Genomic DNA, 15,094 nt, shown 5'->3' with positions numbered 1-15,094 from the left:
TAAGCAGACCTACGCTGGATTGGAAGCTGCGTGCACCCGTGGGATACCCATCAACACCGGCACCTTTCGCTTGCCCGACTCGTCGAACACCACGGTGGCATCCGGCTCGTCAGGAGCATTGACGAAGGAGACGAAGCGAGACAGCTTCTCCGGGTCCTCCAGCACACCCGCCCACTCGTCCTTGTACCCACCCACGTGCTTTTCCATTGCGGCCTCCAACTCCTCGGCGATGCCGAGGCTGTCGTCGCACACGACGGCCTTGAGATGGTCGAGTCCGCCGTCGAGGCTTTCCAGCCACGGCGCGGTGCGCTGCAGCCGATCGGCAGTACGGACGTAGAACATCAGATACCGATCGATGTAGCGGACCAGCGTGTCGTCATCGAGTGCGCCGGCAAGCAGCTGCGCATGCTTGGGCGTCTGCCCGCCGTTGCCGCCGACGTAGAGGTTCCAGCCGTGCTCAGTGGCGATGACGCCGACATCCTTACCGCGGGCCTCCGCGCATTCCCGCGCGCAGCCGGAGACACCGAACTTCAGCTTGTGCGGCGATCGCAGGCCGCGGTAGCGGTTCTCGAGGTCGACGGCCATGCCGACGGAATCCTGCACGCCGTAGCGGCACCAGGACGACCCGACGCAGCTCTTCACCGTCCGCAACGACTTGCCGTACGCCTGACCGGATTCCATACCCGCGTCGACGAGTCGCTTCCAGATGGCAGGCAACTGCTCGACGCGGGCGCCGAACAGGTCGATGCGCTGACCACCGGTGACCTTGGTGTACAACCCGAAATCGCGTGCAACCTCACCGATCACGATCAGCTGCTCCGCCGTGCACTCACCACCGGGCATCCGTGGCACCACCGAATAGGTGCCGTTCTTCTGGATGTTGGCGAGGAAGTGATCGTTGGTGTCCTGCAGCGATGCCTGCTGGCGGTGCAGGATGTGATCGGAATCGGTGGATGCCAGGATCGACGCCACCGTCGGCTTGCAGATGTCGCAGCCTGTTCCCTTGCCGTACTTGGCAATCAGAGCCGAGAACGTACGGGTCTCGGTGGCCTGCACGATCTGGAAGAGTTCGGCACGCGACTGCTCGAAGTGCTCGCACAACGCCTTCGACATGACGACACCGGACGACGCCAACAACTGCTTGATCGTCGGTAGGCAACCACCGCAGGTGGTGCCTGCACTGGTGCAGCCCTTGACTGCGGCGATGTCGCATGCACCGTCGGCGATGGCACCACAGATGGCGCCCTTGGTCACCGCGTTGCACGAACAGACCTCGGCATCATCGGGAAGCGCTGCGGCACCGACTTTTTCACCGGTCGGCGAGATCAACGACGCCGGGTCGCCAGGCAGCTCTCGCCCGACCAGCGGCCGCAGCATTGCGTATGCACTCGCATCGCCGACGAGGATTCCGCCGAGCAGTGTCTTCGCGTCGTCGGAGACGACCAGCTTGGCGTATGTTCCCTTCGCGGCGTCGCTGAGCACCACTTCGAGTGCACCTTCGGCAGTGGCATGCGCGTCGCCGAAGCTCGCGACGTCGACGCCGAGGAGCTTCAACTTGGTGGACATGTCGGCGCCGGGGAACTCCCCCACGCCGCCGAGCAACCGGTCCGCCACGATCTCTGCTGTGGTGTAACCGGGTGCGACCAATCCGTAGCAAACGCCTTCCACCGCAGCACATTCGCCGACAGCGTAGATGCTGGGATCCGATGTCTGCAGGCCGAGATCGGTGATGATGCCGCCGCGCGGCCCAACCTCGATGCCCGCATCGCGCGCCAGCTGATCGCGCGGGCGGATGCCTGCGGAGAACACCACGAGTGAGGCGTCGATCGTGGACTCGTCGGAGAGCTGGACAAGTAGGCCGGTTTCGGTGGACTCGATCGACTGCGTACCGACACCCGTGTGCACGGTCAGACCCAGATCGGTGACCAGGCGTTCGAGAACCGCGCCACCACCCTCGTCGACCTGCGCGGGCATCAGGCGCGAGTTGTACTCCACCACATGCGGAGTCATCCCCAGCAGACGCAGCGCATTCGCGGCTTCCAGGCCGAGCAGTCCACCGCCGATCACCACGCCTGTCGCTCCCGGACCCGCGGCCTCAGCCGTTGCCCGGATGCCGTCGAGATCGTCGATGGTGCGGTAGACGAAGCACTCGGGCAAGTCGTGGCCGGGCACCGGCGGCACGAAGGCGTACGAACCGGTGGCCATGACGAGCGAGTCGTAGGCGACGACTGCACCGGCCGTCGTGGTCACCGTTTTGGCGTCCCGATCGATCGAGGCGGCACCTTCACCGACGCGGAGGTCGACAAGGGCGTCGCCGTCGTACTCGTTGCCCGCCAACGCCAATTCCTTGTGGTCCCAGGCACCGACGTAGGACGAGAGACCGACGCGGTCGTAGGCGGGCAGCCGCTCCTCGCAGAGGATCGTCACCTTCCACGCACGGGCGTCGTCGCGCGAGCGCAGCGCCTCCACGAAGCGATGCCCGACCATGCCGTGGCCGATGACCACTGCGGACTTCACAGGCGCACTCATGCCGACACCGCAGCCTTCTCGCCCTCGACGGCGGGCGACGCTGTGGCGACAGACGGCCGACGCAGGAACACGAACCAGGTGACGGCGGCGCACACCACGTAGAAGGCGAGGAACACCCAGAAGGCGTTGGTCGCCGACTTGGCCTGGCCGTTGTACGACGCGCGCAGCACCAGGTTGATCGCCACACCGCCGAGAGCGCCTACGGCACCGGCGAATCCGATGAGCGCACCGGACATGTTGCGCGACCAGGTGGCCTTCTGCTCCCGGTCGAAACCGTCGAGGCTCTTCGATTTGGCCTCGAAGATCGACGGAATCATCTTGTAGGTCGAGCCGTTGCCGATGCCGGAGAGGATGAACAGTGCGATGAAGGCGAGGACGTAGGCGGTCATCGTCGCGCCCGTTGCGGCGCCCTTCGTGTTGTCGTCCATCACACCCGCGGTCACCAAAACTCCGGCCGCCGCCATCATCGCGACGAAGGTGTACAGGGTGACCTTGCCGCCACCGATCCGGTCGGACAGCTTGCCGCCGAGCGGGCGTGCGATGGAACCGAGCAGCGGACCGATGAACGCGATCTGCGCCGCATGCAGAGCCGCTTGCGCGGCGGTGTCACCGGAACCGAGAAAGTTGATCTGCAGTGTCTGGCCGAAAGCGAAGCTGAAGCCGATGAACGATCCGAACGTGCCGATGTAAAGGAAGCTCATCACCCAGGCTTCACGGTGCCGCAGCACCTTGCCCATATACGCGAGGTTGGCCTTCTGGTTGCCGAGGTTGTCCATGAAGAGCGATGCACCGACAGCAGCGACAGCGATGAGAGCCAGGTAGACGGCACACACCAGGTAGGGCGCAGTGTTGCCGACGGTCGCGATCACCAACAACCCGATCAGCTGAATCGCCGGAACACCGATGTTGCCGCCACCCGCGTTCAGGCCGAGCGCCCAGCCCTTGAGCCGCTGCGGGTAGAAGGCGTTGATGTTGGTCATCGACGACGCGAAGTTGCCGCCGCCGAAGCCTGCGAATGCGGCGACGATCATGAACGTGGTGTACGACGTGCCCGGGTGCATCACGAAATACAGCGTGAACAGCGTCGGGATCGCCAATGCCAGAGCGCTGAACACCGTCCAGTTGCGGCCGCCGAAACGTGCGGTGGCAACGGTGTACGGAATCCGCAGAATCGCACCGACCAGCGTCGGCATCGCGACGAGGAAGAACTTGCCGCCTGCATCGATGTGGAAGGTCGCTTGGGGCATGAACAGCACCATCACCGACCAGATGGACCACACCGAGAAACCGACATGTTCGGCAACTATCGACCAGATCAGATTGCGCTTGGCGACGGTCTTACCGCCTGCTTCCCAGGCGTCGACATCTTCGGCGTCCCAGTTCTCGATCCACCGCTTGCGGGACTGCTTGAGCGACACAGTGGTCACGTGGGCCTCCTGAATTATTAGGTGGCCCAACGGTAGAAAGACGGTATTGCCGCGATGCTGCGTGAAATGTCCTGCGCGTCAATTGGTTCTCACCCGCGCGGTACTTCGCCAGTGAGGGTTACGCGGATGTTACGGGCATGTTGTCGGTGATCACGAACGTGGCCACATGTCCTCCAGATACCTGGGTTTGCAGGCGTGCCAACTGGATACGAGCACAACGCCGACCGCGACGAACAGCAGGCCGAACGGCAGCGCGTAGCCGTGCGATGTGTCGTGGAGCACACCGAACAGCAGCGGACCGACGCACGCAACGGTGTACCCGATCCCCTGGGTGAACCCGGACAACGCCGACGATCCCACCTGGGAACGGGTCCGTAGGTTGATCAGCGTGAGCGACATCGGGAACGTGCTCGGGCCGAGTCCGACGATCACGATCCAGAGCACCGGTGCGGACATCGGCGCGATCAGCAGTCCTAGGAATCCGACGACGTAGCAGAGGGCGCAACCAACCACTATCGGGAACGGGTTGGCGATGCGCGCACACAGTGTGGGTGCGGCGAACGCCGAGATCAGGCCGACCAGAGCGAACACCCCGACCATGCTGCCTGCGAATGCCGAGCTGGCTCCTGCATCGGTGAGCAGCTTGGGGACCCAGGTGAACATCGAGTAGGTGATCAACGAGGTCATGCCGAACATGCCTGCCATCCCCCAGCCGAGCGAGGTCTTCCAGGTCTTGCCCTTCCGCTGGGCGTTATGGGGCGCCACACCGGTGCGGTCGGTGCGATCGCGACCGCGCCGATCGGCGATGATCGCGATCCAGGGCACTGCGGCAACGAAGCCGACGACAGCCCAGATACCGAGCGACGTCCGCCAGCCGTGGCTGTCCGCAACCGGCACCGCGATCAGTGCGGGAACGACGGTGCCCAACTGCACCATCGTGATGTAGATGCTGCTCATCACGGCGAGGCGGTCGGAGAAGTAGCGCTTGACCAGCGGAGGAATCACCACGTTGCCGATGCCCATACCGGCCAGCGCGACGGCCGACAGGAACAGCAACGACCACACGTCGGACACCAGCGCACGGGTCAGCATGCCGATTCCCGCCAGCAGCATGGCCAGCAGCGCGGTGCGTTCGAGGCCGAAACGCTTGCCGAGTGCGGGGGTGAACAGGCCGAACAGGGCGAACATTGCCGTCGGGAGCATACCGAAAACGCCGACGACGGTGGACGAGAACCCGACCTCGTCGCTGATGCGCGCGGCGAGCGGTGTGAATGCGGTGACGGCAACGCGCAGGGTCAATGCGGAGAATGCGATTGCAACGAATACCAAGATGCGTCCGGCGATCAAGGACCGACGGAGGTCGTTCGTTTCCGGACGCTGGGTTTCGATGGTTGCAGACACCACAAAATCATAGGATGACCGGATGACTAGGGCAAGACGCGCTAACCTGATGGCGAGCAACGTCACTTTCGTCAGGAGCAATCACACATGCAGCCCGCTCGCCGTTCGAGCTTGATCGCGCAGGTCACCGAACTCCTTCGTCAGGAGATCCTCGACGGTCGCTGGCCGGTGGGCACCCGAATCCCGACCGAGCCCGAGCTCACCGAACTCACCGGCACCGGCCGCAACACCGTTCGCGAAGGCGTTCAGGCGCTGGTCCATGCGGGCATGTTGGAGCGGCGACAGGGCTCCGGCACGTTCGTCATCGCGGCATCCGACCTCGGCGGAACCCTCGGCAAGTATTTCGCGGACGCCCACGAGCGCGACATCCTCGAGCTGCGACAGGCGCTCGACACGACAGCGGCAGCACTCGCAGCGAAGCGGCGCGACGACTCCGATATCGCAGACATGCTGCGGCTCTTGGAAATTCGGCGCCTTGCGTGGAACGACGACGACACCCGCGCCATCGATGCCGACGTGGAGCTGCACCGCGCGATCGTCGTCGCGAGCCACAACACGGTCTACCTCGAGTTCTACGATTCGTTGCTGCCCGTCATCGAGCACGGCATCCGGGCACGAACTGCCAAGTCCGGCGACACTTTTCACCAAGAGCATGCCGACCTGGTGCACGCCGTGATCGACGGCGACAGCGAGCGGGCAGCCCGCTCCGCCCGCTGCTTCTTCAGCGACCTGCTCGCAGAGATTCCGGAGTAGTGGCTACGTCGAGATGATGGCTACGTAGACGGCTACTCGGTCGATGGCTTCGTAACCATCATCTCGACGCGATCGGCGCTCCAGCTGCGAGCAACTTGGCCCGAACCCGCTCGACGACGACGTGCGGGCGCTTCCGCAGGATGTCGGAGCTCACTCGAACGACGCGCCAACCCATCGCTTCCAGCATCGCCGTCCGGTCGATATCCCACGCTCGCTGCCGGCGATCCGTCCAATGCTGCTCACCGTCGTACTCGACGACGACTTGCCACTCCCACCAACCCATGTCGGCCCGCGCAATCAGATAACCGGACTCGTCGCGGATCTCGAGTTGGGTACTCGGACGCGGCAGATCGTTCGCGATCAGGAGCAGTCTGGTGCGCGTTTCCGGCGGGGACTCAGCACCGCCGTCGACCACGTCGAGAACTCGCCGCAACTGCAGCAGGCCACGACAGCCGCGGTGCCGGTCGATCAACTCGGCAACGTCGACGGGTTTCGACGACGTCGCTCGGCACAGTGCATCGAGCACCTCCACCGCCTGGCCGAACGGCAGCCGCCGACCTAGATCGAACATCGTCCGCACAGGGCTGGTTGCCGGGCCGATCGCTGTCCGCACCTGCTCGTCGGGCGCGATTTGATCCGACCTGATGATCAGTCGTGCAGGACTGCCTTGATATCCCTGACGCACGACTTCCGCCGGGCATTCGTCCGAGATCCATTTCGTACCGAGCGCCGCGGCTGCAGACATTCCGGCAAGCACCGCGCCGTCGCCTCCGAACAACAGCGCAGCCTCGGCGCGCATCCGCGCATCGATACGAATCTCTTTGCGTACGTATACGTCCCGATAGATCCGCGCACATTCCTTACGTAACGTGTGGAGCGTCAGCTTCCCCGCGCTGAGCGCGGCCGACGCCAAGAACGGCCGATCGAACTCCCCCATGCGTTAATACTGCCCATGGGGTACGACACACCCCTCGAGTTGATGCTTACGTAGGCGGCCACTCGGCCAATGGCTACGTAACCATCAACTCGCCGACACCGGGGCCATTGCCACACCAAACAAGAACGTGTTCTACTTTCACCGTGACGTTGAAATTCGGAATCGTGTTGTTCACCAGCGATCGCGGCATCACGCCCGCCAGCGCGGCGCGCGCGGCAGAGGCAAACGGATTCGACACGTTCTACGTCCCGGAGCACACCCATATCCCGGTCAAGCGTGACGCCGCGCATCCGCAGACCGGCGACGCGTCGCTGCCTGACGATCGCTACATGCGCACGCTCGATCCCTGGGTTGCGCTGGCGACCATCGCGTCGGTCACCACGACCATCGAACTATCGACCGCGGTCGCATTGCCCGTCGAACACGATCCGATCACGCTCGCCAAGACCATCGCGTCGCTCGATCATCTCTCCGGTGGGCGCGTGACAGTTGGTGCCGGGTTCGGTTGGAACACAGACGAACTCACCGATCACGGCGTGCCGTCAGGGAAACGTCGAACGGTGTTACGTGAATACCTCGAGGCTATGCGTGCGCTCTGGACCCAGGACGAAGCCAGCTACGACGGCGAGTTCGTGAAATTCGGCCCCAGCTGGGCTTGGCCGAAACCTGCGCAGGTTCCACCTGTCCTCATCGGCGCAGCCGGAACAGAGAAGACGTTCGCATGGATCGTCAGGTCGGCCGACGGCTGGATCACCACGCCGGGCGAGCAGAAAATCGACGACCGCGTAGCGCTGCTGCAGAAATTATGGCGCGACGGAAACCGTGACGGCACACCACGAATCGTGGTGCTCGACGGCAAACCGGACGTGGAGCGACTGAAGCATTGGGACAGCATCGGAGTGACCGACGTGGTCTACGGCATGCCCGATCGCAGCGAAGAAGAAGTGATCGCCTATCTGGAACGCCTTGCCGCCAAACTGGCGTACTCGAGAAGCTGAAGCTTAGAGAATCAACCGCACCAGATCGGCAGTCCGCGCCAAACCCGGAAACGCCTCTGCCGTCGATCGCGGATGCAAAGCATGCACCGCAAGGCGAAACATCAAGGCGCGCAGTAGCATCTGCGGCCATTCGGGCAGGTCTTCCCAGCGTTCGATCAGCCCGTCGTCGGCACCACCCCAGGACAGCGCGTCGACGACGGCCACGCCCGCAGCCCACGGTGCCGGTCGCCAATACGGTGTGATGTCGGTGAGGCCGGGTGCCGCGGTGCCGGTGAAGAGCACGGTGCCGAAGAGGTCGCCGTGCACCAGCTGCGCAGGCGTCTCGACGGGTTTACGCAGAGTGGCCAGCTGGCCGATCAGCTCGACGCTGCGCTGGCCGTCGGGTGAGGTGGACTCCAGCTGCGCCGACCCACGAACGCTGCGTAGCGGAACGGCTTCCCAGGCGGAGCGATCGGCAGCGACGAAGACGTCGACATCGACCCACGGCGCAACCGGTGGCTGTGCAAGAAAGCGCGGGCGCTCCAGCTGCGCGGTCGCGGTATGCAGACGCAGCGATACCGACACCACCTCGTCGTGACGAGGCTCCGGCGTCCCTTCGATGAAGGTGTCCGCGCGCCACCCCGATGCCACGTAGCGCCCGTCGGTGCCACGGACCGGACGCGCCAAGCGCACACCGTCGACCGACAACGTCTCGCGCACCTTCGCCGACCAGGCCGCCCGCGCATGATCGGCAACAGGCGAGAGCACCACGTCGCCGCACCGCCAACCACCGTCCCATTCCGAGCCCAGCGGAACGGGCTCCACGCCTCGTAAACCGAAGGTGGAGCGCACATGTTCGGGGGGTTCGGCTGAGCTCACAGCCGTCACGCTACCGCCGCACCGCCCGCACCCTGCGCCTGACGCGCCTGGTGAGGACAGAAACTCAGTAGACCGGCAGGCTCTGATCCACCTGCTTCGCCCACGCGATCACACCGCCCTGCAGATGGGTGGCATCGGCGAAGCCGGCCTTCTTCAGTGCAGCCAGCGCCTCGGCCGAACGGATACCGGTCTTGCAGTGCAGCACGATCGGCTTGTTCTGCGGCAGCTCGGCAAGCGCCTCGCCCGACAGAATTCGGTCCTTCGGAATCAACGTGGCACCGGGCAGGTGAACGATGTCCCACTCCACCGGCTCGCGGACGTCGATCAGCGCGAAGTCCTTACCGGCAGTGATCATCTGCTTCAGTTCGACGGCGGTGATGGTGGAGCCGGCAGCGGCAGCCTGACCTTCGTCGGACACCACCCCGCAGAACGCGTCGTAGTCGATCAGTTCGGTGATCGGCTGACGGTCGGGATCGCGGCGCAACTTGATGGTCCGGTAGCTCATGTCGAGTGCGTCGTAGACCATCAGACGGCCCAGTAGCGGATCGCCGATGCCGGTGATCAGCTTGATCGCTTCGGTCACCATCACCGATCCGATCGATGCGCACAGCACACCCAACACGCCACCCTCGGCGCAGGACGGCACCATTCCCGGCGGCGGCGCCTCCGGGTAGAGGTCGCGATAGTTGAGGCCCCGCTTTTCACCAGCAGAGTCGTCGGGCGCGTCCTCCCAGAACACCGACACCTGGCCCTCGAAGCGGTAGATCGAGCCCCAGACGTACGGCTTGCCTGCCAGCACGGCCGCGTCGTTGACCAGGTAGCGAGTCGCGAAGTTGTCTGTGCCGTCGAGAATCAGGTCGTAGTCGCGGAAGATCTCGATCGCGTTCTCGGGTTCGAGGCGCACTTGGTGCAGGCGGACGTCGATGTTGCTGTTGATCTCGTGAATCGACTCCTTGGCGCTGACCGCCTTCGGCTTGCCGATATCGGATTCGCCGTGGATGACCTGGCGTTGCAGGTTCGACGCGTCCACCTCGTCGAAGTCGACGATGCCCAGCGTCCCGACGCCTGCCGCGGCGAGATAAAGCAGCGCGGGCGAGCCGAGACCGCCTGCGCCGATCACCAGCACCTTGGCGTTCTTCAAACGCTTCTGACCCGCCATGCCCAGGTCGGGAATGATCAAATGCCTGCTGTAGCGGGCAACTTCGTCCTTGCTCAGTTCGCCACTCGGCTCCACCAGCGGCGGAAGTGAACTCTTCGACGACACGTCGACTCCTCACGGTTTCGCGATACTCACTTCGATGCAACACGGGAACCCGGTGCAATCATCCCGCACCGTCGACCGTGGCGGAACGACACCGCGGGGAACAAATCAGCCGCGTGGGAACGGCCATGGGTTGAAGCGGCACACCTTGCCATCCATCGGGACGACGCCTTCAGGATCCAGCTTCGCGATGTCGTTGTCGGCTGTACCGAAACTCTGCTGCATCATCACCGGTGCCAGCCCGCCGTCCTGCTCGCACGGCTGGTGTTGGAAGTAGCCGATCGCGTGCCCGACCTCGTGGTTGATCTGGTACTGCCGATACGAGCCGATGTCGCCCTGAAAAGCGACAGCACCGCGGACCCAACGCGCGTCGTTGAGAACCACCCGATCGATGGCTGGGTCGTAGCACGAGGTGTCGAGTGGAATGTCGTATCCGCAGACCGTCCTGGTACTCATCTGCGTGGTGAGCGAAATCCGAAAGTCCGGGTCCCCCTGGTCGATTCGCTTGAATGCGAACCGTGGGTCCTTGGTCCAGCTCTTCGGATTCGACAGCGTCTGATCGACCATCTTCGCGAACGAGTCGTCGCCGCCCTGGGCCGACGTGTCCATGCCGTCCTCCACCTCGACGGTGTAGGTGAACACTTGCTGGGTGCCCTGGCCGACCTGGCCGGTGGTTCCCGGCAACACGTGCCAAGTGCCCGCGCCCGACGGGGTGAAGAAACCACCGTCGGGAAGGGCGCCGGTCGGTAGGTCTTTCGCAAAGTTTCCATCGCCCTTGGGCGGCACACCGACGACGCTGGTCCCATCGGTGCTTTTGCTCAACGCGCCGAAACCCGGATCGGCGACCCCGGACTGCGAACCGGTTTGCCCCGCCACCGGATCATCGGGCCGAAACGCGTCGACCAGAACGAACACCGTCACGATCGCAAGGATCGGGATCGCATACGCCCGCCACCCGTAGGTGGATACGAACCGCCCGAGCCTGCTCTGCTTCTTCGTTCGGCGCTCGGGACGTTTGGGCCGGACGCGGGTGTCGTCGCGGCTGGTCGGGTCCCACTGCGCACGCAGCGGCTGATGTGAGCGTGTCGCCGAGTAGCGATCGGTCGTTCGTCCGGGTTCGGCCCGCCTCGGATCGGGTCGACGGTCGCGGTCGCGGGCACCGCCGAGCTCGTCCGTATCGCCGTCTTCGAACGATTGTCGGGGGTCACGGCCGCGTGGGCCTCGCCCACGCATGTCCGGCCCTCGATACTCGATCACGCGTCCAGAATCTCACATACTCCGTGTACGGCGCCCCGGCGCGCCGACCGGCGCGTGAGCGGGCACACCCTCCGCGAGTATCGTGACCGACATGACTGACCTCGTGGACCGGGCCTCACCGGACGGAAAAGGGTCCAGGAGCGCGGCCTCCACCCGACGCGGAACGCGTCTCCCCAAGGACGAGCGTCGCGTCCAATTACTTGCTGCGGCAAGCGAAGTTTTCGTCACCCGCGGCTACCACGCCGCCGGCATGGACGAAATCTCGGAGTGCGCCGGAGTCAGCAAACCTGTTCTCTACCAGCACTTTCCGAGCAAACTGGACTTGTACGTCGCAGTGCTGCAGAACTATGTGGACAGCCTGATCGCAGGTGTTCGCCAGGCGTTGCGCTCCACCACCGACAACAAGCAGCGAGTCCGAGCAGCTGTGCAGGCCTACTTCGATTTCGTCGATCACGAGCAGCAGGGCTTCCGCTTGGTCTTCGAATCGGACCTCATGGGCGAGCCGCAGGTGGCGCAGCGTGTCGAGCAGGCAACCGAGGCCTGCGTCGACGCGGTGTTCGATCTGGTGAGCCAGGATTCGGGACTCGACCCGTATCGGGCACGAATTCTTGCGGTCGGACTGGTCGGCGCCAGCCAGTTCACAGCTCGTTACTGGCTAGAGGCCGCCCGTCCGATTCCGAAAGACGAAGCAGTAGACACGACCGTCGCCCTCGCATGGGGCGGCTTGTCGCACGTACCGCTACATCACCTCTGACGCGCTCAACTCCGCGCGAAGCCGACCTTGCCGCCGGTCGTAGGACCGATTTCGACGTAGGCGACCTTGGATGCCTGGATGAGGAACTTGCGACCCTTCTCGTCGATCAGCGAGACGACGCCGTCGGACGCACCGATCGCACCCGACACGATCTTCTCCACCTCGTCCGGCGTTTGCGCACTGTTGACAATCAATTCGCGCGGGCTATCCGAGATACCGATCTTGACCTCCACGGCCAACCTCCGAACGTTCGTCCATCACGTGTCAACGTCAGGCTAGTGCAGCGTGTGCGCAGCGGACCGCCCGGCGGCTGTGCTGTCAGCGAACGCCCGACTCAGATCAAGCCGAGCACGGCCATGCGCTCGGCGTGACTTTCCTGCATGCGATCGAAGAGGGCGATGATGTTGTTGAGATCGCCGGTGGCGGTGATGACGAGTTCGGTGAGCTCCTCGCGCTGCGCCAACACGAACTGCGCCTGGGTGATCGCCTCGCCGAGCAGGCGGCGGCCCCACAGCATCAGTCGGTCCTTGTCCTGGCGACTTGCGGCGACGGCATTACGCACCTCGTCGACGACGAACTCGGAGTGATCGGTTTCGGCGAGCACATCGCGGACGATGTCGGCGACCTCGGGTTCCAGCGCGCCGGCGATCTCGCGGTAGAAATCGGCAGCGATGCCGTCGCCCACGTAGGCCTTCACCATCGATTCCAGCCACGTCGACGGGTTGGTCGAGTCGTGATAGGCGTCGAGGGCTCTGACGAACGGTGCCATGGCGTCGAAGACGTCGATCCCACGGTCCGACAGCGCGGTTTCCAGCGTCTCGAAGTGATTCATCTCGGCTGCGGCCATCTTCGCGAGCGCCAGCTTGCCCTTCATGCTGGGCGAAAGCTGAGCCTCCTCGGCCAGTCGATAGAAGGCGGAGATCTCGCCGTAGGCAAGAACGGCGAACAGTTCGGCCACACCGGGGTGATCGGATGCGATAGACGGGGTCAGCGACGCGGATGGATTGGCTCCCATGACGCCCAAGAGTAGCCGCATTCTGCACCCCCACCTGGGCCGGACCGTCGCCGATTCCGCCATTGCGACCTGGCAAGTTACCATGAGGGAGGACATCGGCGACTTTTCCCGAGATCGGTGAAGAGAATTACGCAGATGCCCGCCGATAATGTGCGCGCACAGATCCGAGTCGTTGCTGCAGCTTCGCCGAAATCTTCTTCGATTTCCGCGCCGAGGCCGACTGCGAAATCACACCGGATTTTCTGGGCAACGAACGGCTGACCCATCGGCCGGGCCCTAAACCTCGTGCGCGCGAGACCACGAGGAAGGCCAGACCCCTGAGCAAGATCACTGTCGACCAAGAACCCGGCTTGACCGAGACGTTCGTCGACGCACAGTTGGACGAGACCCATACACCCCCCACTTTCGCCGAATTGGGTGTTCGCGACGAAATCGTGCGCGCGCTCGACGAGATCGGCATCGAACGCACCTTCGCAATCCAGGAACTGACGCTCCCCCTGGCCCTCTCGGGCGAGGATCTGATCGGCCAGGCCCGCACCGGCATGGGTAAGACCTTCGGTTTCGGCGTTCCGCTGCTGCACCGCATCGCGACCGCCGACACCGGCACCGCCGTCCTCGACGGCACCCCGCGCGCGCTCATCATCGTGCCGACCCGCGAACTCTGCATCCAGGTCACCGAAGACCTCGAGAACGCAGGCAAGTACCTGAAGAACCACCAGGGCAACCTGAAGGTGCTCTCCATCTACGGCGGTCGTCCGTACGAGGCACAGATCGAGGCGCTGCAGGTCGGTGTCGACGTGGTCGTCGGTACGCCCGGCCGACTGCTCGACTTGGCGAAGCAAGGTCACCTGATCCTGGGCAAGATCGGCGTCCTCGTTCTCGACGAGGCCGACGAGATGCTGGACCTCGGCTTCCTTCCCGACATCGAGCGCATCCTCGGCATGGTTCCGGACCGACGTCAGACGATGTTGTTCTCCGCGACCATGCCGGGACCGATCATCACCCTGGCTCGGACGTTCCTGACGCAGCCGACGCACATCCGCGCCGAAGAGGCCCATTCGTCGGCCGTCCACGAGCGGACCTCGCAGTTCGTCTACCGCGCACACGCCCTGGACAAGACCGAGATGATCGCACGTGTCCTGCAGGCAGAGGGCCGCGGCGCCACGATGATCTTCACCCGCACCAAGCGCACCGCACAGAAGGTCGCCGACGATCTCGCGGAGCGCGGCTTCGCAGTCGGCGCCGTGCACGGCGATCTCGGCCAGGTGGCGCGTGAGAAGTCGCTGAACGCGTTCCGCAACGGCAAGGTGGACGTGTTGGTCGCCACCGATGTGGCCGCCCGCGGTATCGACATCGACGACGTCACCCACGTCATCAACTACCAGTGCCCCGAGGACGAGAAGACCTACGTGCACCGAATCGGCCGCACCGGTCGTGCAGGTCGTACAGGTATCGCCGTCACGCTGGTGGACTGGGACGACATCCCGCGCTGGCAACTGATCGACAAGGCTCTCGGCCTCGACAACGCCGATCCCGTCGAAACCTACTCGAGCTCACCGCATCTGTTCGACGAGCTCGACATTCCGACAGACGCCACCGGCACGGTTCGCAAGGCCAAGAAGGACGCTCCGAAGCGGGACCAGACCTCCGAGTCCGGCGAAGCTGCCACGAGGGCCCCGCGCAATCGCAACCGCAGCCGTCGCCGTACCCGCGCGGGTCAGCCTGCGGATGCGGCAGCGACAACCGGCAACAACGCGGAGTCCGCTCCCCCGGTCCAGTCCCCCGGCGCCCCAACAGCAGGCACCGACGAGAAGGCACCGCGCAAGCGGCGTCGCCGTCGGGGATCGGGCAACGGCGCAGCGGCCACCGCACCGGAAACCGTGTCGGCGGCAGCGGAGTAGCCT

Annotated in this window: 13 protein-coding genes; 4 read left to right on the top strand and 9 right to left on the bottom strand. The window is 64.5% G+C overall.

The genetic code is table 11. From position 1 onward, the window contains the following. Positions 1 to 9: 9 nt before the first annotated feature. The 3 genes from nirB to FOY51_RS05455 all read right to left on the bottom strand — a co-directional run bounded on the left by nirB (position 10) and on the right by FOY51_RS05455 (position 5,357). The gene (gene nirB, locus FOY51_RS05465; protein WP_149429180.1) at positions 10 to 2,529 is read right to left on the bottom strand and encodes a nitrite reductase large subunit NirB; all 2,520 of its coding nucleotides are present in this window, start codon (positions 2,527 to 2,529) and stop codon (positions 10 to 12) included. Beyond that, positions 2,526 to 3,956, bottom strand: coding sequence for a nitrate/nitrite transporter (locus tag FOY51_RS05460; protein WP_235916130.1), 1,431 nt, complete (start codon positions 3,954 to 3,956; stop codon positions 2,526 to 2,528). The genes nirB and FOY51_RS05460 overlap by 4 nt, the downstream gene beginning before the upstream one ends. A 150-nt stretch (positions 3,957 to 4,106) precedes the next feature. Then, complete coding sequence (locus FOY51_RS05455) at positions 4,107 to 5,357, bottom strand: MFS transporter (RefSeq protein WP_235916129.1); 1,251 nt, start codon at positions 5,355 to 5,357, stop codon at positions 4,107 to 4,109. A gap of 87 nt (positions 5,358 to 5,444) precedes the next feature. Between FOY51_RS05455 and FOY51_RS05450 the strand changes: the two genes are divergently transcribed. After that, positions 5,445 to 6,110: a FadR/GntR family transcriptional regulator gene (locus FOY51_RS05450; RefSeq protein WP_149429179.1), complete on the top strand. Its 666-nt coding sequence runs from the start codon at positions 5,445 to 5,447 to the stop codon at positions 6,108 to 6,110. A 58-nt stretch (positions 6,111 to 6,168) separates the two neighbouring features. Here FOY51_RS05450 and FOY51_RS05445 read toward each other — a convergent pair whose 3' ends face one another. Beyond that, positions 6,169 to 7,047 carry a DUF559 domain-containing protein gene (locus FOY51_RS05445; RefSeq protein WP_149429178.1) on the bottom strand — a complete coding sequence of 293 codons (879 nt, stop codon included), beginning with the start codon at positions 7,045 to 7,047 and terminating at the stop codon, positions 6,169 to 6,171. Between the two features lie 149 nt (positions 7,048 to 7,196). Here FOY51_RS05445 and FOY51_RS05440 point away from each other — a divergent pair, with 149 nt between their 5' ends. After that, positions 7,197 to 8,045: an LLM class F420-dependent oxidoreductase gene (locus tag FOY51_RS05440; protein ID WP_149429508.1), complete on the top strand. Its 849-nt coding sequence runs from the start codon at positions 7,197 to 7,199 to the stop codon at positions 8,043 to 8,045. 3 nt (positions 8,046 to 8,048) lie between these two features. Here the strand turns inward: FOY51_RS05440 and FOY51_RS05435 are convergent, their stop codons facing one another. The 3 genes from FOY51_RS05435 to FOY51_RS05425 form a co-directional block, all read right to left on the bottom strand. Continuing rightward, positions 8,049 to 8,903: a TIGR02569 family protein gene (locus FOY51_RS05435; protein WP_149429177.1), complete on the bottom strand. Its 855-nt coding sequence runs from the start codon at positions 8,901 to 8,903 to the stop codon at positions 8,049 to 8,051. 64 nt (positions 8,904 to 8,967) lie between these two features. Then, entirely contained in the window at positions 8,968 to 10,167 is a 1,200-nt protein-coding gene (moeZ, locus tag FOY51_RS05430; protein WP_149429176.1) for an adenylyltransferase/sulfurtransferase MoeZ, read from the bottom strand. Between the two features lie 105 nt (positions 10,168 to 10,272). Next, positions 10,273 to 11,397, bottom strand: coding sequence for a DUF3152 domain-containing protein (locus tag FOY51_RS05425; RefSeq protein ID WP_149429507.1), 1,125 nt, complete (start codon positions 11,395 to 11,397; stop codon positions 10,273 to 10,275). A gap of 115 nt (positions 11,398 to 11,512) precedes the next feature. Here FOY51_RS05425 and fasR point away from each other — a divergent pair, with 115 nt between their 5' ends. Beyond that, a complete protein-coding gene (fasR, locus tag FOY51_RS05420) occupies positions 11,513 to 12,175 on the top strand; it encodes an HTH-type transcriptional activator FasR (RefSeq protein WP_149429175.1) in 663 nt (220 codons plus the stop codon). 5 nt (positions 12,176 to 12,180) lie between these two features. Here fasR and FOY51_RS05415 read toward each other — a convergent pair whose 3' ends face one another. Together FOY51_RS05415 and FOY51_RS05410 are read right to left on the bottom strand one after the other, a co-directional pair. Continuing rightward, a complete protein-coding gene (locus tag FOY51_RS05415) occupies positions 12,181 to 12,408 on the bottom strand; it encodes a DUF3107 domain-containing protein (RefSeq protein ID WP_149429174.1) in 228 nt (75 codons plus the stop codon). A gap of 101 nt (positions 12,409 to 12,509) precedes the next feature. Continuing rightward, positions 12,510 to 13,190, bottom strand: coding sequence for a ferritin-like fold-containing protein (locus FOY51_RS05410; RefSeq protein ID WP_149429173.1), 681 nt, complete (start codon positions 13,188 to 13,190; stop codon positions 12,510 to 12,512). Positions 13,191 to 13,447: 257 nt separating this feature from the next. Here FOY51_RS05410 and FOY51_RS05405 point away from each other — a divergent pair, with 257 nt between their 5' ends. Further along, positions 13,448 to 15,091, top strand: coding sequence for a DEAD/DEAH box helicase (locus tag FOY51_RS05405; protein ID WP_149429172.1), 1,644 nt, complete (start codon positions 13,448 to 13,450; stop codon positions 15,089 to 15,091). The last annotated feature ends 3 nt before the right edge of the window (positions 15,092 to 15,094 follow it).

The organism is Antrihabitans cavernicola, assembly GCF_008297975.1.
In the GTDB taxonomy this organism is placed as follows: domain Bacteria; phylum Actinomycetota; class Actinomycetes; order Mycobacteriales; family Mycobacteriaceae; genus Antrihabitans; species Antrihabitans cavernicola.
The sequence above is the reverse complement of the archived record's forward strand: the minus strand, read 5'-3'. Positions and strand labels throughout refer to the sequence as shown.